19 protein-coding genes are annotated in these 19347 nt (G+C 65.4%); 5 read left to right on the plus strand and 14 right to left on the minus strand.

The window, feature by feature from the left end; all coding sequences use genetic code 11:
* Positions 1–266: 266 nt before the first annotated feature.
* Genes Q2M23_RS19005 through Q2M23_RS19015 form a run of 3 tightly spaced genes read right to left on the minus strand, consistent with a single transcriptional unit; the run spans position 267 to position 2148 of the window.
* Complete coding sequence (locus Q2M23_RS19005) at positions 267–713, minus strand: DUF1801 domain-containing protein (protein ID WP_057019512.1); 447 nt, start codon at positions 711–713, stop codon at positions 267–269.
* A 35-nt stretch (positions 714–748) separates the two neighbouring features.
* Positions 749–1531 (minus strand): sulfite exporter TauE/SafE family protein, encoded by a 783-nt coding sequence (locus Q2M23_RS19010; RefSeq protein ID WP_316396519.1) that lies wholly within the window; start codon positions 1529–1531, stop codon positions 749–751.
* An 11-nt stretch (positions 1532–1542) separates the two neighbouring features.
* Complete coding sequence (locus Q2M23_RS19015) at positions 1543–2148, minus strand: TetR/AcrR family transcriptional regulator (RefSeq protein ID WP_316396521.1); 606 nt, start codon at positions 2146–2148, stop codon at positions 1543–1545.
* Positions 2149–2256: 108 nt separating this feature from the next.
* On the opposite strand from Q2M23_RS19015, the gene Q2M23_RS19020 reads away from it, so the two are divergent.
* The gene (locus Q2M23_RS19020) at positions 2257–3162 is read left to right on the plus strand and encodes a sterol desaturase family protein (protein WP_316396523.1); all 906 of its coding nucleotides are present in this window, start codon (positions 2257–2259) and stop codon (positions 3160–3162) included.
* Between the two features lie 27 nt (positions 3163–3189).
* Here the strand turns inward: Q2M23_RS19020 and Q2M23_RS19025 are convergent, their stop codons facing one another.
* From Q2M23_RS19025 to lepA, 6 genes are all read right to left on the minus strand, one after another.
* A complete protein-coding gene (locus Q2M23_RS19025; protein ID WP_253588679.1) occupies positions 3190–5157 on the minus strand; it encodes a methyl-accepting chemotaxis protein in 1968 nt (655 codons plus the stop codon).
* A gap of 179 nt (positions 5158–5336) precedes the next feature.
* A complete protein-coding gene (locus tag Q2M23_RS19030; protein ID WP_316396526.1) occupies positions 5337–6254 on the minus strand; it encodes an NADP-dependent oxidoreductase in 918 nt (305 codons plus the stop codon).
* A 459-nt stretch (positions 6255–6713) separates the two neighbouring features.
* Entirely contained in the window at positions 6714–7886 is a 1173-nt protein-coding gene (locus Q2M23_RS19035; protein ID WP_316396528.1) for an acyl-CoA dehydrogenase family protein, read from the minus strand.
* 161 nt (positions 7887–8047) lie between these two features.
* Complete coding sequence (locus tag Q2M23_RS19040) at positions 8048–9274, minus strand: MFS transporter (RefSeq protein ID WP_076831136.1); 1227 nt, start codon at positions 9272–9274, stop codon at positions 8048–8050.
* Between the two features lie 252 nt (positions 9275–9526).
* Positions 9527–9856: a hypothetical protein gene (locus Q2M23_RS19045; RefSeq protein ID WP_057019507.1), complete on the minus strand. Its 330-nt coding sequence runs from the start codon at positions 9854–9856 to the stop codon at positions 9527–9529.
* Positions 9857–9956: 100 nt separating this feature from the next.
* Positions 9957–11768, minus strand: coding sequence for a translation elongation factor 4 (lepA, locus tag Q2M23_RS19050; RefSeq protein ID WP_057019506.1), 1812 nt, complete (start codon positions 11766–11768; stop codon positions 9957–9959).
* Positions 11769–11944: 176 nt separating this feature from the next.
* On the opposite strand from lepA, the gene Q2M23_RS19055 reads away from it, so the two are divergent.
* The 3 genes from Q2M23_RS19055 (at position 11945) to Q2M23_RS44030 (ending at position 13957) form a co-directional block, all read left to right on the plus strand.
* Complete coding sequence (locus tag Q2M23_RS19055) at positions 11945–12220, plus strand: M15 family metallopeptidase (RefSeq protein ID WP_316396532.1); 276 nt, start codon at positions 11945–11947, stop codon at positions 12218–12220.
* 109 nt (positions 12221–12329) lie between these two features.
* Positions 12330–12983, plus strand: a complete 654-nt coding sequence (locus tag Q2M23_RS44025; protein WP_410469739.1) for a glycosyltransferase family 39 protein — start codon at positions 12330–12332, stop codon at positions 12981–12983.
* The gene (locus Q2M23_RS44030) at positions 12959–13957 is read left to right on the plus strand and encodes a hypothetical protein (protein ID WP_410469740.1); all 999 of its coding nucleotides are present in this window, start codon (positions 12959–12961) and stop codon (positions 13955–13957) included. Before Q2M23_RS44025 ends, Q2M23_RS44030 begins: the two co-directional genes overlap by 25 nt.
* Before the next feature lie 184 nt (positions 13958–14141).
* Here Q2M23_RS44030 and Q2M23_RS19065 read toward each other — a convergent pair whose 3' ends face one another.
* The 5 genes from Q2M23_RS19065 to Q2M23_RS19085 form a co-directional block, all read right to left on the minus strand.
* Entirely contained in the window at positions 14142–14468 is a 327-nt protein-coding gene (locus Q2M23_RS19065) for an HPr family phosphocarrier protein (RefSeq protein WP_028335869.1), read from the minus strand.
* On the minus strand, positions 14465–14866 hold the full coding sequence (locus tag Q2M23_RS19070; protein ID WP_021076632.1) for a PTS sugar transporter subunit IIA: 402 nt from the start codon (positions 14864–14866) through the stop codon (positions 14465–14467). The genes Q2M23_RS19065 and Q2M23_RS19070 overlap by 4 nt, the downstream gene beginning before the upstream one ends.
* A gap of 214 nt (positions 14867–15080) precedes the next feature.
* Positions 15081–15521 carry an HPr kinase/phosphatase C-terminal domain-containing protein gene (locus tag Q2M23_RS19075; RefSeq protein ID WP_316396540.1) on the minus strand — a complete coding sequence of 147 codons (441 nt, stop codon included), beginning with the start codon at positions 15519–15521 and terminating at the stop codon, positions 15081–15083.
* Positions 15518–17326: a sensor histidine kinase gene (locus Q2M23_RS19080; RefSeq protein ID WP_057019534.1), complete on the minus strand. Its 1809-nt coding sequence runs from the start codon at positions 17324–17326 to the stop codon at positions 15518–15520. Before Q2M23_RS19080 ends, Q2M23_RS19075 begins: the two co-directional genes overlap by 4 nt.
* A 110-nt stretch (positions 17327–17436) precedes the next feature.
* Positions 17437–18138 carry a response regulator transcription factor gene (locus tag Q2M23_RS19085; RefSeq protein ID WP_016843287.1) on the minus strand — a complete coding sequence of 234 codons (702 nt, stop codon included), beginning with the start codon at positions 18136–18138 and terminating at the stop codon, positions 17437–17439.
* A 241-nt stretch (positions 18139–18379) separates the two neighbouring features.
* Here Q2M23_RS19085 and Q2M23_RS19090 point away from each other — a divergent pair, with 241 nt between their 5' ends.
* Positions 18380–19114 carry a HugZ family protein gene (locus Q2M23_RS19090; protein ID WP_316396544.1) on the plus strand — a complete coding sequence of 245 codons (735 nt, stop codon included), beginning with the start codon at positions 18380–18382 and terminating at the stop codon, positions 19112–19114.
* The last annotated feature ends 233 nt before the right edge of the window (positions 19115–19347 follow it).

Raw genomic sequence — 19347 nt, forward strand, 5'->3', positions numbered from 1 at the left:
CGCTGCCATCGACAAACCTCCGCCCATCAACCCCAGCCGTCGGAAATCAACCATCTCACCTGACCAGATGGAGCTCCGCTATGCCTGAATTTCCCCGGACACCCCTGCGCGTGCGGGGAGAGGTCGGAACGCATCGTTAGATGCGTTCCGGGTGAGGGGATTCTCCGCGAACGCAGCTATTACCGAATGTGCGGAGACGGCCCCTCACCCCAACCCTCTCCCCGTAAGAACGGGGAGAGGGAGCGCACCGCCGTCGCCTTCACGCCCTACGATTCTTTCTTGTTGAGATGATAAGTCAGCGCCAGCGCCACGCAGTGGCGCAGCGCGGGCTCCGGCAGCTTGCCCGCGACATCGAGCAGGATGGCGCGGTTGCCGCTGTAGCTGAGCTCGGGATAGAGTTCGCGGAAGGTCTCGACCAGATTGGTCTGGCAGTGGAAGTAGACCGCGACCTGGTCGGCAGCCGGCTTCACCTGATCAATCCGGACCGTGCTGCCGCTGCCGGTCTCCGGCGTGAGGTAGCTCGGCTGGCCCCACTTCAATGTCTCTTCCAGCGCGCCGACGCCCTTGGTTGCCTTCGCGGTCTCGAAGATCAGCCGCCGCAGCGCCAGCAGCTTGGCTCTGACCGGGGCAGGGTACGTGTCGAACAGCGCAGCTGCCGGTTTGGCGTGCGGCCGTCGCGCCGCCTTGCTGGTCGATGCTGCCGGCTTGCGCATAATGGGCTCCGTGAGGAGGACGTACCTATATCTATCTACCACAGCGCCTTGAAGGTCATATAGACCGCCATCAGCGAGACGAAGACGATCATCGTGCTGCGTAACCGCGCGCGGTCGATGCGGTTGGCGGCGCGGGCGCCGAGATCGGTGCCGGCCAGCAGGCCGACGATCACGCCCGCCAGCACCGGCCAGGACGCCAGCGAGCCCTCGCTCCAATAGATCCAGGCCGAGGGGATCGTGGTCGGGATCAGCGACATCACGAGGCTTGCCATCTGCGCCTGATGCTGCGGCACCCCGAGCACGGCGCTTAAGCCCACCACGGTCGCCAGTCCGCCGCCGATGCCGAGAAAGCCCGACGACAGGCCTGCCAGCAGCCCGACAATGAGCAGCGCCGGGCAGGATATTTCGCGCGCGGTGACTTTGTCGTCGTGCTTCGCCTCGTCGCGTCCGCCGCGCAGGATCAGCATCGCGTCGAGCACGACGAGATAGGCCACATAGGTCCAGCGCAGCGCGGGCTCGGCGACATGGTTGGCGGCGAGTGCGCCGGCCGCGCCGCCGGCGACAAAGCCGACTGTCAGCAGCGCGATCCAGCGCAATGGGGTGCGGTTGCCGCTCTGCCAATAGCGCCGGATCCCCGTGAGGCTGGTCGGCGGCACCTGCGCGACCAGCGAGATGCCTTGCGCGACATGTTGGCCGGCGCCGAGCAGTAGCACCGAGAACACGACCAGTCCGCCGCCGGGGCTGACGCCGAGCAGCCCGGCGGTCAGACCGCCGGCGAGGCCCGTGCCGATGCCGGCGAGGAGGTCGTGGACGATCACCGCATCCCCCGTCAGCGTCTGGCGGCAAGGCCGGCAAGGAAGATGTCGAAGGCGTGCATCGCCTCCGCGGTCGTGACGGTTTCGCCCCACAGCCGTTGCAGCACGATGCCCTGGAACATCGCGACCATTGCCCGCGCCGCGCCGCGCGGCTGCACGCCGCGGTCGATCGCGCCGCTCTTCTGGCCGCGCCGCAGCAGGTCCACGATCAGGGCGATCGGCTGGCGGATTCCGCTCAGCACCTGGTCGCGGACCACGTCGTCGCGCAGCGCCTCCGCCCAGAGCTGCAACGCGACGCGGCGGGCACGCAGGCCTTCTTCCTTCTGCAGGTCGCCGAGAAAGCCGCGGGCGATCGACCGCAGGCTCTGCAACACATCGTCCGATGGATCCTTGAGCGCCAGCAGCGCGCTGTCGCGGCCATGGCGGCTTTCGCCGATCGCCTGGATCAGTTCCTCCTTGCCCGTGAAATGCCCGTAGATGCAGCCGGCGCTGAGCCCGGACTGCTTGATCACGTCCTGGATCGTAGTCTGGTGAAATCCCTGGCGGGCAAAGCAGATCTCCGCGGCCTGCAGAATCTCCTCGCGACGGATCGCGAGCGTCTCGGGTTTCACCTTCGGCATAGTCGGGTCCTTGTCAGGTCGCGGCCGGCCGATGCGGCGGGCTTGACGATCATTCGTTGCCATTATAAAGAACGAATATTCGTTTTGTAAAGAGGGGAGGCTGACGGCATGATCGGCTTTGCAAAGCTTCTGTGGCATCCGGGCGCGGCTGAGATGGCTCATGTCGAGCTGCCGTCGACCGGCGCGCGGATCGCGTTCCTGCTCGCGTCGTTCGCGATCGTGCTGCTGTTCGAGGCCGCGTTTCCGCTGTTCAGCTACGGCCGCAGCGACCGGATGCGCAATATCGGCCGCAACGCCGCCATCACCGTGATCTTCGTCGGCGTGAACCTGCTGCTCAGCCCACTGTCGCCGCTGGCCGCGCAATGGACGCTGGATGCGAAATTCGGCCTGTCGCACTGGCTCGGCCTGTCACCCCCGAACCAGCTCCTGCTCGGCATCATCGGGCTCGACCTGTTCGCCTATTTCGCCCACGTCTCCATGCACAAGCTCGGCTGGATGTGGCGCTTCCATCGCATGCACCACGCCGATCGCTTCGTCGACGTCACCACGACGTTCCGCGAGCATCCCGGCGAGACGCTGTGGCGGATCGGCTGGCACATCGCCGGCGTCTTCGTGTTCGGAACGCCGGCCTGGGTGCTGGTTACCTATCTGACGCTGTCGGCGCTGAACGCCCAATTCGAGCACGCCAATATCCGCCTGCCCGAGCGGCTCGACCGCTGGCTGCGGCTCGTCTTCGTGACGCCGAACATGCACAAGATGCATCATTCGCGTCATCAGCCGGAGACCGACAGCAATTATTCGAACCTGCTCTCGATCTGGGACCGGCTCGGCGGCACCTATAATCGTGGTCCACGCTTCGCGGAGCTGCGCTATGGCCTCGACGGCTTCGATGATCCCGAGAAGCAGTCGCTGCGCGGCCTGCTGCAGATGCCGTTCATGCGCGATTGGGGGCGGGTCGACGCTCGGCCGGACGACAAGTCCGACCGGTCCGCTCCGCCGCCCGTGCTGCCCTGACCATGACTTGAAGCCCGGCGCCGCCGCTCAGGCGGCGTTGCGCAGTCCGGCGAGGAAGGTGTCGACGCTGTGCGACAGCGCAGCGGCGTGATCGCCGAGCTGGCCGGACGTATCCAGCACATTGCCGGTGAGGGCGCGGGATTGGCTGGCGGCCTCGCTCGCGCCCGCGATATTGGCGGAGACCTCGACGGTCCCGGTGGACGCCTGCTGCACGCTGCGGGCGATCTCCCGCGTCGCCGAGTCCTGCTGCTCGACGGCGGCTGCGATCGCGGTGGCGATACCCGAGATCTCGCGGATGGTGCCGCTGATGTCGCCGATCGCGCTGACGCAGTTGCCGGTGGCGGACTGGATCGCGCCGACCTGGCCGGCGATCTCCTCGGTCGCCTTCGCGGTCTGGCTCGCCAGGTCCTTCACCTCGGCAGCGACCACGGCAAAGCCGCGGCCGGCCTCGCCGGCGCGTGCGGCCTCGATGGTGGCGTTGAGGGCCAGCAGATTGGTTTGGCTCGCGATCGCGCTGATCAGGCGCAGCACGTCGCCGATCTTCTCTGCCGATGCGGCGAGGCTCGTCACCATCTCGGTGGTCTCCATGGCCTTGGTCACGGCGCTGTCGGCGACACGGCTGGAATGGGTGACCTGGCGGCCGATCTCGGTGATCGACGACGCCAGCTCCTCGGTTGCGGCTGCGACCGCATTGACGCTGGCGGATGCTTCCTCGGACGCGGCGGCTGCCGCCGAGGTCCGTTCGGAGGCGCCGTTGACGCTGGCGGTGATCTCGCCCGCGACGCGCTGCATGTCGCCCGAGGACCGCGCGACGGCGGCGACCATGCCCTTGACGTCGGCTTCGAAACGATCGGCCATCTGCCGCTGCAAGGCCTGCTTGTCGGCCTCCGCCTTCACCTTGTCGGCCTCCTGCGCCTCGCGCAGCGAGGAGGTTTCGACCATGCTGCGGCGGAACACGTCGACCGCCTTCGCCATCGTGCCGAGCTCGTCGCGGCGCTCGCTGCCGGGTATCGTGACGCTGGTGTCGCCGCTGGACAGGCGGTTCATGACCGCGGTGATCGCGGTGAGCGGCCGCGACAGGCCGCGGCCGAGCAGGAACGCGAGCAGCACGGCGGCGGCCATGATCGCGACCACGCCAAGGATCAGATTGCGCTGCGCGCTTGCCGCGGCGGCTTCATAGTCGCTGGTGTCCTTGACGATCTCGAGCACGGCGACCGGCTCGCCGGCGTAGTTCTTGATCTGGCCGAGATAGAGCTCCACCGCATGGCCGTCGAGAACAGCGTCGCGCAGCAGGGCCGCACCGTTCATCACACGCTTGAGCTCGTCCTGGGTCGCGACCACGGTATCGCCGAAGGTCGAGGACAGCCGCTTGAAGCTCTGGCCGTCGAAGGAATGCACCGCAAGGTCGATGCCGAAGCGCTTTTTGGCGCGGTCGACGAATTCCTTGCCGAAGGCGGCGCCGACGTCGACATTGGCCAGCGTCTTGCCGTCGCGCATGATCGGGGTCATGCCGAAGATCGAAAGCGCTTCGCGGCCGGGCTCGACGCCGACGATCGGCTTGCCGGTCCTGTTCGATTCCACCACCGTGGTGCGCCGCGTCGAGGCGTCGTCGCCGAAAGTCTTCGGCGCATGGACCCGGTAGAAGCTGGTCGCCGGGGGCTGCCAGAACGAGATCAGCGGGATGCCCTGCGCCTTCATCGACGCCCAGGAGGCGCCGAGCAGCTTTCCGAGGCCGTCGCGGTCGCCCTTGGCGATGGCGTCCTCGACCGGCGGCAAGGCGGCGATGACCGCCGAGACCGCGAGCGCCGCGCGCCCCTCGTAGTCGATCGCTGCAATCACGCTGTCATATTGCAGCTTGAGCTGCTGATCGAGCGCGAGCCGCGTCAGCGCCCGCTGCTGGCTGATGGAGAAGCCGCCGAGGATGGCGCAGGCGACTGCGACAGTCAGCGAAATAGCCAGAATCAGGCGGGCGGCAATCGATCGAAGCGTGAACATGGGACCAGCGAAACTCCAGGCATTAGCGCCGTCCGCAAAGTCGCAGAAAAAGCTTAACAACCGGATGTTGCGCCGCCGGTATTCGTGCCGCGACCATGGCCGCCGGTGCTACTTTCGTACTGTTCAACGTCTGGCCTGACAGGGCCGGCCGGCTGCGCGCATCAATAGGCATGTGTCACTCAGGGGCGAACGCGGATGATCGTACTCCCTTTGCGTCGACCGGTCGGATTCAAGGCAGCGACGGCCTCGTCGAGAGTCGTGACGTTGCCGATGTTTGTCCGCAGGCGTCCGTCCCGCACCCGCCGGACGATCTCACTCAGTTGGGAACGATCGGACTCGACGACGAAGTCGACCGCCAGGCCGTCGGAAGGTCGCGCCTCGGCCGGCCCAACGACCGTCACCAGCGTTCCTCCGCCTCGAATCAGTTTTGCCGACCGCTTCTGGATTTCACCGCCAATGACGTCGAACACCAGATCGACTTTGCCGACGTCCTCAAGGGCGTCGTTGCCGAGATCGACGAACTCCTGCGCGCCGAAGTCGAGCACAGTCTGACGGTCGGCGGACCGCCCGGAGCCGATCACATACGCGCCGGCCTCTCGCGCGAGTTGCGTCACCATCGACCCGACCGCGCCGGCCGCGCCGTGTGCGAGGACACTCTGCCCCGCCTGGAGGCGGCCGTGCTGAAATAGTCCTTGCCATGCCGTCAGGCCCGAGACCGGAAGGCTTGCGCCCATTGTGAAGTCGACGTCGCCCGGTAGCGGCGCGAGGTTGCGCGCCTCGATCGCCACATACTCGGCCAGCGTGCCGTCGCGATACCAGTCCGCTAGACCGAACACCCGCTGTCCCACCGATAGCCCTGTAGTGCCATATCCGAGAGCGGTGACCACTCCGGCCAGCTCGTGCCCCGGGATCGACGGTGTTCGGTCACGATCGAGGCGATCGGTCCAGGTCGAGGGCCACGCCAGCTCAGTCGGGACAAATCTCGACGCATAAACCTGAACGACGACGTCGTTTATCGCTGCCTGCGGCTCGGGCCGGTCCACCAGCTTCATCCCGGCCGTTCCCGCGGCTTGGTCCGTTACAACGATGGCCTTCATGGGAATACTCCTTGTCTCTTGGTGGAACTGCTGCAGAGCGCGCGGACGCGCCGACTAACCAAGAACTGCCAAGGCAGTTCGGTTGCTTAGTACGAACAATAGATGCGCTGCGCTTGCTCATAAAACAGCACCAAGATTGCGAATTTTGGCTGTACCAAGCGCGACGGCTGCCCTCTGCGAGCTCAATGCGTTACCGCACCGCTGAAAAATCCGGGCAGTCGACAGAATCCATTTTGAGGGGACAGAATTCAGATTGCGAGGGCCGCCAGTCGTCATGCCCACTGTTGGGCCCAAAACCGACATGCCATGATTACCCGGCGATGTCGTGTTTTAGGGAGCAGAGCCGACACAGCGGACTTATGAGTCAACGCCCTGATGCAATCTGACTTGATCGCGCTTCAGTTCCTGTTCAAGTATGATCTTTTCGGAAAACCGCTTCGCACTTTTCCGGATCATGCTTTAGCGCGCGGTCGGCGGAGCGCCGAGATTGCCTGCCAAAATCGCCTTGCCGGCGTCCTCGTACTGGGTGTCGCGGGCCTGGATCTGCTGCGCGATTGCGTGCATGTCGCGAAACCGTCGCTCGAACGGATTCTTGGCGAACACCGCCGTTGCCCCCGACATGTGATAGGCGATGTCGACCACTGCGGCCGACTGGTGGATGGTCCAGGTCGAGGCGATGCGGATCGCGACGCGATGTGCCTCGGTGATCGGGTCGCCGCGGACGAGATCGTTCCAGACCTCGTGGGCCGTCGCGTACAGATAGGCGCGCGCGGCGCGCAGGCTGGCCTCGGTGCGCCCGATCTGGCCCTGCACGGCATTGTTGTCGCGCATCGCCTTGAGGCCTTGCGGGGTCTTGCCGCGGGCAAGCTCGGTCGCCGCGTCCAGCATGGCGCGCGCGACGCCGAGCGAGGTGGCGGCAAAGCCCATGCTGAACACCATGTTGGTGGAGAGCTTGTAGAGCGGCCCCGGCTCGCGGCACGCGGCGGGATCGTCGCGCAGCGCGGCGAACTGCTCCGGAATGAAGAGGTTGTCGACCGAGTAGGAATCGGTGCCGGTGCCTTTCAGACCGATCACGTCCCAGACGTCATACATTGTCGCTGACGACATCGGGAACAGGATGGTGCGGATCTCCGGCGAACCGTCGGCCTTCTTGCGCGGTGAGCCGTCGTCCTCGACGACGCGGACATGGGCGCCGAGCCAGCTCGCCTGCCGCGAGCCCGAGGCGAAATCCCAGCGCGCGCTGGCGCGATAGCCGCCGGGCTCGGCGCGCACCTCATGGGCGATAGCGCCCCAGGCGAGGATGCCGGGCGTGGTGTTGAAGATCTCGTTAGCTGCGTCGGGTTCGAGATAGGCCGCGGTCATGGCGCAGACGCTGCACTGGCCGAGGCACCAGGCGGTCGATGCATCGGCCTTGGCGATCTCCTCCTGCATCTGCATGAAGGCGTCCAGTGTCGCCTCGGCGCCGCCAAAACGCTTCGGCAGCAGCGCGCGATACAGCCCGTTCTCGACCAGTGCCGCGGTGACGGATGGCGTCAGTCGCCGTGTCCGTTCGATCTCGTTGGCTTCACTCGTGATCAGCGGCGCCAGCGCGCGCGCCCGCTCGACAAGGTCGAATCCCTGCGGCTTGTTCATGCGTGTCCTCGGCGCCTTCTGTCATTCTTGTTGGGCAGGCCGGGCGATGGTGGCTCATCCGGCAGGAGAGGGCAAGGGAAGGCAAGGCAGGACGGCGCCGATGCAGATCAGCTATCCATCCGCTGTGCCGGTGCGCGCGAGTGTGACGAATGCAGCCGCGCTCAGGCGGCGGCGCGGCCGAGATCGAGCGACGGCTGGCGCTTGGTCGAGAAACTCAGCGCCACGGCGACCGCGGCGAGGCCGATCGCAAAGGAACCGGCGTGCAGCCACGTATAGCCGTGGAACGTGTCGAACACGTAACCGCCGGCCCACGGCCCGAGCGCCATGCCGAGGCTCGCGAAGGCCGACACCGCGCCGAACACCGTGCCCATGATGCGCGCGCCGAAGAACTCGCGCACCAGCACGGCGTAGAGCGGCATCACTCCGCCATAGGCCAGCCCGAACACGACAGACAGCGCGTAGAACTCGCCGAGCTGCGCCACCGCGAGATAGGTCGCGATCGACAGCGCCTGCACCAGGAGGCCGCCGACCAGGACCGGCTTGGCGCCGAGCCGGTCGGCGAGCACGCCGAGCAGCAGCCGGCCGCCGAGCCCGGAGAAGCCGGCGAGGCTGTAGACTGTGACCGCGGTGAGCGGCGCGATGCCGCACACCATGGCGTAGGACACCATGTGGAAGATCGGTCCCGAATGCGCCGCGCAGCAGGCGAAATGCGCCAGTGCCAGCGTGATGAATTGCGGCGTGCGCAGCGCCTGCGCCGCGGTCCATTCAGTTTGCGGCACGTTCGCGGCGGTCGGGATTGCGACGTCCGTTCCCTGCGGCGCCGGGCGCACCAGGAACGATGCGGGGATCAGCAACGCCCATGCGGCGATGCCGATCACGAACATCGCAAAGCGCCAGTCATAGGCCGTGATCAGCCAGCTCGCGGACGGCGCGACGGTCAGCGGCGATACGCCCATGCCGGCCGACACCAGCGCGACCGCGAGGCTGCGATGCTTGTCGATCCAGGCGCTGGCGAGCGCCATCATCGGCGCATAGAAGCTGCCGGCGGCGATCCCGATCAGCACGCCGAAGCAGAGCTGGAATTGCCACAGGCTCTGCGCCTGGCTTGCCGTCACGAGGCCAAGCCCGAGCAACAGGCTGCCCGCCAGCACCACGATGCGGGTACCGAAGCGGTCGGACAGCGCGCCCCAGGCGAACGCCGCAAAACCCATGCAGAGGAAATCCAGCGTCGCCGCCGCCGAGACGCCGGCGCGCGACCAGCCCATCGCATCCGAGATCGGCTGCAGGAACACCGCGAGCGACAGCATGGTGCCGAAGCCGACGCAGGTCATCAGCGCGCCCGCGCCGACGACGACCCAGCCATAATCCAACCGAGCGGCCTTGCTCATGCGTTTCCCCGGCGCTGTTGTTTGTTGTGGTGCGCGCAGGGAGGATGCTGGCCTATCTGAGGTCCAGGGGCAACATGACGGGCAACATGCCTCTCATTCCGGGACCAGCGGATTGTGCGTTGCATGCGCAAGATGTCGCAGCGAGGTGCGGCTAGAGCCTTTTCCGTTCCGATAGAATCGGAACGGGGCTCTAGATTCTTGCTTTGACGCGTTTTCTTCACGCGAACCGGAGCCACTTCGCTCGAAAACGCTCTAGCCGCACTGCCAGGCGCGCCCGATCGGCGTCCAGGTCCAGCACGGGCCAAAACTGCCGCCATTGTAGCGGCCGCGGTAGAATCCGGGGCGGCCGAAATAGTACCAATCCCCGCCATACCAATATTGCGGCGAATAGTCCGGGTAGCCGCGGGCGGCGCCGCGCGGGCCGAACACCGGAATGGTTTGGTTCGGCGGCTGCCGGTAGCCGGGCAGGAAACCATAGCCGTGCCAGCGGGTGCCGTGCCGCTTCTTCGAGGAGGCGGCGGAGCTCAGGTCCGGCTGCATCAGTGCGAGGATGACGATAAGGAGGAACAGGATGCGCAACATGATCGCAGTCTAGTCGGAGCGCGATGCAGTGGCGATTCAAATCATGGTGCGTTTTGTTGCTGGGACAAGAATGGGCAACAGTCGCGCCGGTAGCGCCGCCTCAGCTGTCCACCTTGAGCGCGGCGATGAAGGCTTCCTGCGGGATGTCGACCTTGCCGAACTGCCGCATCTTCTTCTTGCCTTCCTTCTGCTTCTCCAGAAGCTTGCGCTTGCGCGTGATGTCGCCGCCGTAGCACTTCGCGGTGACGTCCTTGCGCAGCGCGCGGACGGTTTCGCGCGCGATCACCTTGCCGCCGATCGCCGCCTGGATCGGGATCTGGAACATGTGCGGTGGAATCAGCTCCTTCATCTTCTCGACCATGGCGCGGCCGCGGCCCTCGGCGCGGGTGCGATGCACCAGCATCGACAGCGCGTCGACCGGCTCGGCGTTGACCAGGATCTGCATCTTGACCAGATCGGCCGGCTTGTAGTCGGTCAGATGATAGTCGAACGAGGCGTAGCCCTTGGAGACCGACTTCAGGCGATCGTAGAAGTCGAACACCACTTCGTTGAGCGGCAGGTCGTATTTCACCATCGCGCGGGAGCCGACATAAGTGAGCTCCTTCTGCGAGCCGCGGCGGTCCTGGCACAGCTTCAAGACGCTGCCGAGATATTCGTCGGGCGTGAGGATCGTCGCCTCGATCCACGGCTCCTCGATCTCGGCGATCTTGACCACGTCGGGCATGTCGACCGGGTTGTGGATCTCGAGCTCGGTGCCGTCGGTCAGCTTCATCTTGTAGATCACGCTCGGCGCGGTCGCGATCAGATTGAGGTCGAATTCGCGCGACAGCCGCTCCTGGATGATTTCCAGATGCAGCAGGCCGAGAAAACCGCAGCGGAAGCCGAAGCCGAGCGCGGCGGAAGTTTCCATCTCGTAGGAGAAGCTTGCGTCGTTGAGCCGCAGCTTGCCCATCGCCGCGCGGAGCGTTTCGAAGTCGTTGGCGTCGACCGGAAACAAGCCGCAGAACACGACCGGAATCGCCGGCTTGAAGCCCGGCAGCATCTCGCTGATCGGCTTCTTGTCATCGGTGATGGTGTCGCCGACGCGGGTGTCGGCAACTTCCTTGATCGCCGCGGTGATGAAGCCGATCTCGCCGGGGCCGAGCTCCTCGACCTGCTCCATCTTCGGCGTGAAGAAGCCGACGCGTTCGATATCGTAGGCCGCGCCGGTGCCCATCATGCGGATGCGGCTCCCCTTCTTCATCACGCCGTCGACGACGCGGATCAAGACGACCACGCCGAGATAGACGTCGTACCAGCTGTCGACCAGCAACGCCTTCAGGGTCGCATCGCGGTCGCCCTTCGGCGGCGGCAGGCGGGTGACGATCGCTTCCAGCACGTCAGGCACGCCGACGCCGGTCTTGGCCGAGATCATCACGGCGTCGGACGCATCGATGCCGATCACGTCCTCGATCTGCTGCTTGACCTTCTCGGGCTCGGCCGCGGGCAGGTCGACCTTGTTCAGGACCGGCACGATCTCGTGATTGTTGTCGAGCGCCTGATAGACATTGGCGAGCGTCTGCGCCTCGACGCCCTGGCTGGCGTCAACCACGAGCAGGGAACCCTCGCAGGCCGCCAGCGACCGCGAGACCTCGTAGGCGAAGTCGACATGGCCGGGCGTGTCCATCAGGTTGAAGATGTAATCCTTGCCGTCCTTGGCGCGGTAGTTCAGCCGGACGGTCTGCGCCTTGATGGTGATGCCGCGCTCGCGCTCGATATCCATCGAATCGAGCACCTGCTCCTTGCCCGCCATTTCACGATCCGACAGGCCGCCCGTCATCTGGATCAGGCGGTCGGCAAGGGTCGATTTGCCATGGTCGATATGGGCGACGATGGAGAAGTTGCGGATGTTCGAAATCGGGGCAGTTGTCATGGGCGCGGGATAGCATCCGCACCCCCGCGCGGGCAACCAAATTGCGGTATTTTGCAGCGGTGTGACGACGAATCACGGCGCCGTTTCCGGCGGGGTTGCCGTGACCGATTCCCGGGCATGTTCCTGCCAGGTTCGGCGGCCCGAAAATCGTCTTTCGCGTCGCCGACACCGGGCGGATGAGCATGCACGGCTACGCCGCCGCCATCGACCTCAACCTGAAAGTTCGGGATGACCGGCTGTGGGCCGGCAAAGGCAAGACCATCCCCTGCAACAACTGGATGCCGCGCGAGATCGTCGACATCTTCGAGCGTCACGGCTTCATCTGGGGCGGCGAATGGTGTCACTACGATACCATGCATTTCGAGCACCGGCCGGACTTCCCCGAAAGTGAATCCGCTGGCTGGAGGCGTTCTCACGCCAAGCTGATTTCACTGGCCACAAAAACGCGCTAAAGCGCGCTGAAATGCGGATGAGCACTCATCGCGCTTCCGCTTCCATTCGGGCATGATCCTTCCGGGAAACCGCTTTCCACTTTTCCGGGGCATGCCTCAGGCACAGGCCATGTCGACCGCCTCCACGCTCCCCGCCGCCCGGCGCACCAAACGCAAGCTGACGATCCGGCGGATTGCCGCCTGGATCGCCTCGCGCGCCACCGATCCCAGGACCAGCCTGTGGTTCGTGATCGGCTTCGCGCTGGTTCATGCGGTGCTGTGGACGCTTATCCTGGTCAAGCTCAAGGCCGCACAGGACATCCATATGGATGTTGCGGAAGCCTATGCCTGGGGCCAGCGCTTCCTGCTCGGCTATGGCAAGCACCCGCCGCTGTCGGGCTGGATCGCCGGGGTCTGGTTCAGGATTTTTCCGGTCACCAACTGGTCGACCTATGCGCTTGCGATGACGACGGTCAGCTTCGCGCTGGTGGTGTGCTGGCTGATCGCGCTGCGTGTCGTCGATCGCCGCCGCGCGTTCTTCATGGTGGTGATGCTCGCGCTCTACCCGATCTTCAATTTCAAGGGCTTCAAATACAACGCCGATCTCGCGCAACTGGTGCCGTTGCCGCTGCTGGTGCTGGCCTATCTGAACGCATTCGAGAAGCGCAGCTTCAAGTCGGGTCTCTGGCTCGGAAGTCGGAGGCCAAGCGGTCTTAGGAAGACAACTATAACACTCAACTCCTTGGCTCACAGAACGACATGGCTACGATCCGACTTGCGCTGATCCATCCGCAACGGACGCAATTCCTGCGCTCGCCGGCGCCATGGGTTGCGATCGGCACGATGGCGGTGGCGATGATCCCGCACCTGGTGTGGCTGGAGGAGGTGGACTTCGTGCCGTTCACCTATGCCGGTGACGTCTACGCGCTGTCGAGCCGCGCACTCAATGTGCAGCTCGTCATCGGCTATGTCGTGCACAATGTCGGGCTGCTCGCGATTCCCGTCGTGCTGGGCCTGGTGGCGCTGCTGCTGGGCTCGGTGCCGTGGCGGCCGTCGGACGTGCTGGCGCGGGTCTGGTCGCGCGGACCCAATCCCGCCGTCAACCTTCCGCAGGCGCTCAACGTCTGGATCATCCAGCTGATCGTCGCGATCGGGCCGCCGCTCGGCGCGCTGGCGTTCACCGTCTATATCAAGACCGATTGGGGCATCCCGCTGTTCTTCCTGGTGCCGCTTGCGCTGGTCGCGATTCCCTCGCTTCGCTTCCCGCGCATGGCGCTGTTCTCGATCACCGCGATCTGGTTCGTGGCCACGATCGCCACGCTGATCGCCGCGCCCAGCATCGCCACGCAGGAGATCGCGTCCAACCATGTCGGCGGCTCGACCTACGCCGCGCGCTCCGAGCTCGCGCGCGAACTCACCCAGACCTGGCAGGACAGATTCCATTCGCGCTGGGCCGTGGTCGTCGCGCGGTCCGATATCGGCGAGCCGATGACGTTCTACAGTCCGGATCATCCGGCATCGCTGGTGCCGGGCGAAGCCTGGTCGTCGGGGCTGACGTCGCTCGACGAAGCCAAGCGTCTCGGCTTCATCGGCGTCTGCGACACCACCGATCCGGTGTTCCTGAAGCCCTGCGAGGCGTGGATGGCGGAGCACGCCAAGGACGCCGAGCCGCTGGTGATGACCACCATGCGCTTCTTCAACGGCCATCCCGGTCCGTCGACGGTCTGGAAGGTCTATCTGGTGCCGCCGGCGAAGTAGCTGTCGCTCCCTCGCCTCGCGCTTGCGGGGTCGAGACGAGCGAAGCTCGCTCTTAGAGGGTTGGGGTGAGGGGCTCTCGCCGCGATGGCGATCTATCGATAGACCTGTACCCCTCACCCGGATCGCATCGTTCGATGCGATCCGACCTCTCCCCGCAAGCGGGGCGAGGTAAGGGGTGACTGCCTTACGTGCCTTCCTCGTTGAACTTGCTGGCGACGAGTTCGGCGATGGCGTCGAGCGCCTGCTGCGCTTCGTCGCCCTTTGCTGAGACCACGACCGTGGTGCCGGGCCCGGCGGCGAGCATCATCAAGCCCATGATTGAGGTGCCGCCGACGGTCTCGGTGCCGCGGGTGACCCAGATCTCGGCGTTGAATCGCTCGACCAGCTGGACGAACTTGGCCGATGCCCGCGCATGCAGGCCGCGCTTGTTGACGATCAGGAGCTCACGGGAAATGGCGCCCGCTGGCACGCCCGGGCCGACCTGATTTCCGCCCGGGGCCTCGTCGCTCATTTGCCTGCGAGAACGCGGCTGGCGATGGTGACGTATTTGCGGCCGGCTTCCTGGGCCATCGCGATCGCGTCGGGCAGCGAACGCTCCTCGCGAACCTTGGCAAGCTTGACCAGCATGGGAAGGTTGATGCCTGCGAGCACTTCCACCTTCGGGCGGCTCATGCAGGAGATCGCAAGGTTTGACGGCGTGCCGCCGAACATGTCGGTGAGGATCGCAACGCCGTCGCCGCTATCGACGCGGTTCACCGCCTCGATGATGTCGCTTCGACAGAGATCGGAATCGTCCTCGGCCCCGATCGTGATCGCTTCAATTTGTTTCTGCGGACCCATGACGTGTTCGAGCGCCGCTCTGAACTCGTCGGCAAGGCGCCCATGGGTCACCAGCACTAGACCAATCATTGGAAACTCCTCGCGGGCGCCCTTTGGTGCACCGCACGAACGCGCCACTTTGACCATCCAGAGGCCCTACGCAAGAGGGCATCTTGGCTAGTCTCCCGGTTCCTGGCGGTAGAGAGGGGAGGCTGCGCCGGCAAAATCCGACGCGATAGTGGATGTGATATGGTTACCAATTCCCTTCCCACAATTGGCCGCAAGATTACGGGAACATGAACTTTCAGGTTGTCGTCAGCGCGGCGACAACCAGCGGCAGGGGTTGGAAGCCAACGCCGACGGGAATTCGCGGTACCAAAACACCATTAAGGCGAATCGTGAGCGCCTCCGGCGGCGGCAGTCGCTCGGCGTCGTCAGCGGCGAGGTCGACGATCAGCCCCACCACGGCTTCATCTGCGAACGGACAATGGCGGATTCCGAGGCCTCGGATCTCGATCAGACCAGCCAATTGCTGGACCGGACGAACCCACAATTGTTCGCCGGCTGTGTCGAGACGGACACGGTCATCCCCCACCAAAATGGCCGGCGGAAGCGCTCCGGTGCGCCCGGCGAGAATCAGGTCAAAGGCCAGACGCGACTTGCCGGCGCCCGACGGGCCGCGGATCAGCACCGCACGCTCGCCGACCAGAACGGCGGATGCGTGCACGCTTGAATTGTCGCTCATAGTGTCGGCAGCCTGACCACGAAGCGTGCGCCGGCGATGGTGGGCTTGCCGTCTGCGTCCGCAGGGCCAGCGCGGTTCTCGGCCCAGATGCGTCCGCCATGGGCTTCAATGATCTGCTTGGAGATCGCAAGCCCGAGGCCGGAGTTCTGGCCAAACCCTTGGTGCGGCCGGTCGGTGTAGAAGCGCTCGAAGATCCGCTCCAGCGCGTCCTCGCCGATGCCGGGCCCGTCATCGTCGACCACGATCTCGACCTCGCCGCGGTTGCGGCGGCAGACGATGCGCACCTTGTCGCCCGGCTTGGAGAATGATTGCGCGTTCGACAGCAGGTTCGAGATCACCTGGCCGAGCCGTGAATCATGGCCGGGCACAGAGAGCGTATCGGTCGGTCCGCGGCCCTCGAAGCGGGCTTCGACGGCGACGTCGTGGCCGAGCCTGGTCTCGTTGGCGACGCCGGTCAGCGTCGTCAGCAGCCGCCGCAGATCGACCGGCGCCATGTCCTGGCGCTGCAATTCGGCATCGAGCCGGCTGGCGTCGGAGATGTCGGAGATTAGGCGGTCGAGCCGCCTGACGTCATGCTCGATCACGGCGAGCAGCCGCGCGCGGCTGTTGTCGTTGCGCGCCAAAGGCAGCGTCTCGACCGCGGAGCGCAGCGAGGTCAGCGGATTCTTCAGCTCATGGGCGACGTCGGCGGCGAACATCTCGATCGCCTCGATGCGGCTGTACAGCGCGTTGGTCATGTCGCGCAGCGCGCCGGAGAGATGGCCGATCTCGTCGCGGCGCCCGGTGAAGTCGGGAATCTCGACGCGGGTCTGGATGCGGTGGCGGACGCGCTCGGCGCCGTCGGCGAGCCGTCGCACCGGGCCAGCGATCGTGCTCGCCAATAGCAGCGACAGCATGATCATGACGGCGGAGGCGACGCCGCCGATCTTGAGGATGGCGAGGCGCTCGGACATCACCAGCTGGTCGATGTCGTCGCCCTGCGTGGTCAGCATCAATGCACCGCGCACGGCGCGGAAATGCTGCACCGGGACGGCGACCGACACGATGATCGCGCCGCGCTCGGTGACGCGCACGGCGCTGCCCTTCATGCCCTCGAGCGATTGCGCGACTTCGGAATAACCCTTGCCGCCTTCGGGACCGAGTTCGCGATAGATCGGCAGGTCGCCGCGGTTGAGCCAGGTCTTGATGGTGGCCTTGGTCCTTTCATAGAGCGACGGCTTCTCCGACGGCGGCGGCAGCTCCATGCGCAGCACGTCGCCGCGCGCGAACAGATTGCGGCTGTCGAGGATCAGGCCGCCATCGCGGTCGAAGATGCGGGCCCGCGTCTTGGTCGGCGCGATCAGGCGGCGCAGGACCGGCGCGACCCGCTCGGGATTGATCGGGAAATCCGCCGATTCATCCGGCTGGCCATAACTTTCGCCGGGCTTGAGGTCGAGCAGGCGATCGGGGTCGATCGTGACGGTGTTGCCTTCGACGGTGGCCGAGGCCGCGATCGCCTCCGAGATGATCTCGGCATAGACTTGGAGGCTCTGCGTGCGCGCCTCGATCAGGCCAGCGCGGAATTGCGAGAGATAGAGGATGCTGGCGACCAGCGCGACGAGGCCGGCGAGGTTGAGCGAGACGATACGGCGCGTCAGGCTCGAGAACGACAGCGCGAAGAAGAACTGACCGGCGCGGCGCAGCCAGCCGAGCGGACGGCGCCAGCCCTTGTCCTGCGCCACGTCTTCGGCAACGGCGTCCTGATCGAGGAGCTGTGACGCGTCCTCGGTGTTCAGGCCTTGCTCGAGCTGCGTTCGATCAAGCACTGGCAAAGCTGCCGGTTGGTATGGATGTCGTCCCGCGAAGCAATCGTTCGCCCGAGCTTACCCCAGCCGTGCGGAGCCTGTCAGTTAACAAGCCGCCCGGGAAGCGCAGATCAGGCTTCCTTGAAGCGATAGCCGACGCCGTACAGCGTCTCGATCATCTCGAAGTCGTCGTCGACCACCTTGAACTTCTTGCGCAGCCGCTTGATGTGGCTGTCGATGGTGCGGTCGTCGACATAGACCTGGTCGTCATAGGCCGCGTCCATCAGCGCATTGCGGCTCTTCACGACGCCGGGGCGGGTGGCGAGCGCCTGCAGGATCAGGAATTCGGTCACGGTGAGGGTCACCGGCTCGTTCTTCCAGGTGCAGGTGTGGCGCTCCGGATCCATCCGCAGCAGGCCGCGGTCCAGCGCGCGGGCGTCCGGCTCCTTCGGCGCGGCGGTCGGATCCTTCGGCTGACCGCGGCGGAGTACGGCCTTGACCCGTTCGACCAGCAGGCGCTGCGAGAACGGCTTGCGGATGAAATCGTCGGCGCCCATTTTCAGGCCGAACAATTCGTCGATCTCCTCATCCTTCGAGGTGAGGAAGATCACCGGCAGGTCGGACTTCTGGCGCAGCCGGCGCAGCGTTTCCATGCCGTCCATGCGCGGCATCTTGATATCGAGGATCGCAAGGTCGGGCGGCGACGTGCGAAACCCATCCAGCGCCGACGCACCGTCCGTGTAGGTCATGATGCGATAGCCTTCGGCTTCGAGCGCGATCGAAACCGAAGTGAGAATGTTGCGGTCGTCGTCGACCAGGGCGATTGTGGGCATGTGCTGCTTTCACAATGAGAGTGGCTTAGACGGCGGGCACTCTGGCGACGCGCCGTAGAATTGGGCTTCGAACGCGGTCAACGAGCAATGCAAGCTGGGCTGAAGTGTGACCGAGTTCCGCAAAAATCCGCTTCTGCGACCCACGCGATGGGTCCCCATATAGCACCCTTAGACCATGAGAAAAGGCCCTTTTTTCATAGGGAACCCACCCGATTCGCCCATAAAATGACCCGATAGGCCCATGCAACCGACCGCCGCCTTCGATCCAGCCCACCTTGCCCGCTCGCTGCTCCGCCGCAGTCGCCAGGGCGCCCTCGCCACGTTGATGGCCGGCACCGGCGATCCCTATTGCTCGCTGGTCAATCTGGCCAGCCATCCCGACGGCTCGCCGATCCTGCTGATTTCCCGGCTGGCGCTGCATACCAAGAACATCCTGGCCGACAGCCGGGTGTCGCTGATGCTGGACGAGCGCGCCGAGGGCGATCCGCTGGAGGGCGCCCGGATCATGCTGGCGGGCAAGGCGGAAGAGGTCGGGGAGGCCGGGCGGGAGCTCGTCCGAAGGCGCTATCTCGCTGCCCATCCGTCAGCGGAAGCCTTTGTGGAATTTAAGGATTTCTCGTTCTTCCGGATCAAGCCAAGCGGTGCCCATCTGGTCGCCGGGTTCGGCCGCATCGTGGACCTCAAACCCGCGCAATTCCTGACCGATCTCGGCGGAGCCGAGGCGCTGCTCGAAGCCGAGCCCGGCGCGGTGGCGCATATGAACGAGGATCACCGCGAGGCCATGAACCTTTACGCGACGCGGCTGCTCGGCGCGGAAAGTGCCGAATGGCTCTGCACAGGCTGTGATCCGGATGGCATGGACATGCAGGCCGGCCGCGACACGCTGCGGCTGGATTTCCCTGAGCGCGTCACCACCGGCACCGAGCTGCGCAAGGTGCTGGTGCGGCTCGCCGGCGAGGCGCGCGCCAAGGGATAGCAAGGATAGGAGAAAGACCTGTCCGCACGGCGGCGCTGCGGCCGTGGCGAGGCATGGTGTCGCATGGCTGCGGCGGCGCGATTGCGCGATCGCCGAGGTGAAGTGTCCTTCAGCCGCGCGTCGCTTCCTGCTTGCGTAAGGTTTGACAGCGCGATCATTTCGCGCCGGCGTGTCTCGTCATCGCCTTGTTGGCTCGATCCGCGTGCAAGAATATCTGGCGCTGCTGCATCGGA

This window comes from Bradyrhizobium sp. 33ap4 (assembly GCF_032654765.1).
Classification (GTDB): domain Bacteria; phylum Pseudomonadota; class Alphaproteobacteria; order Rhizobiales; family Xanthobacteraceae; genus Bradyrhizobium; species Bradyrhizobium australafricanum.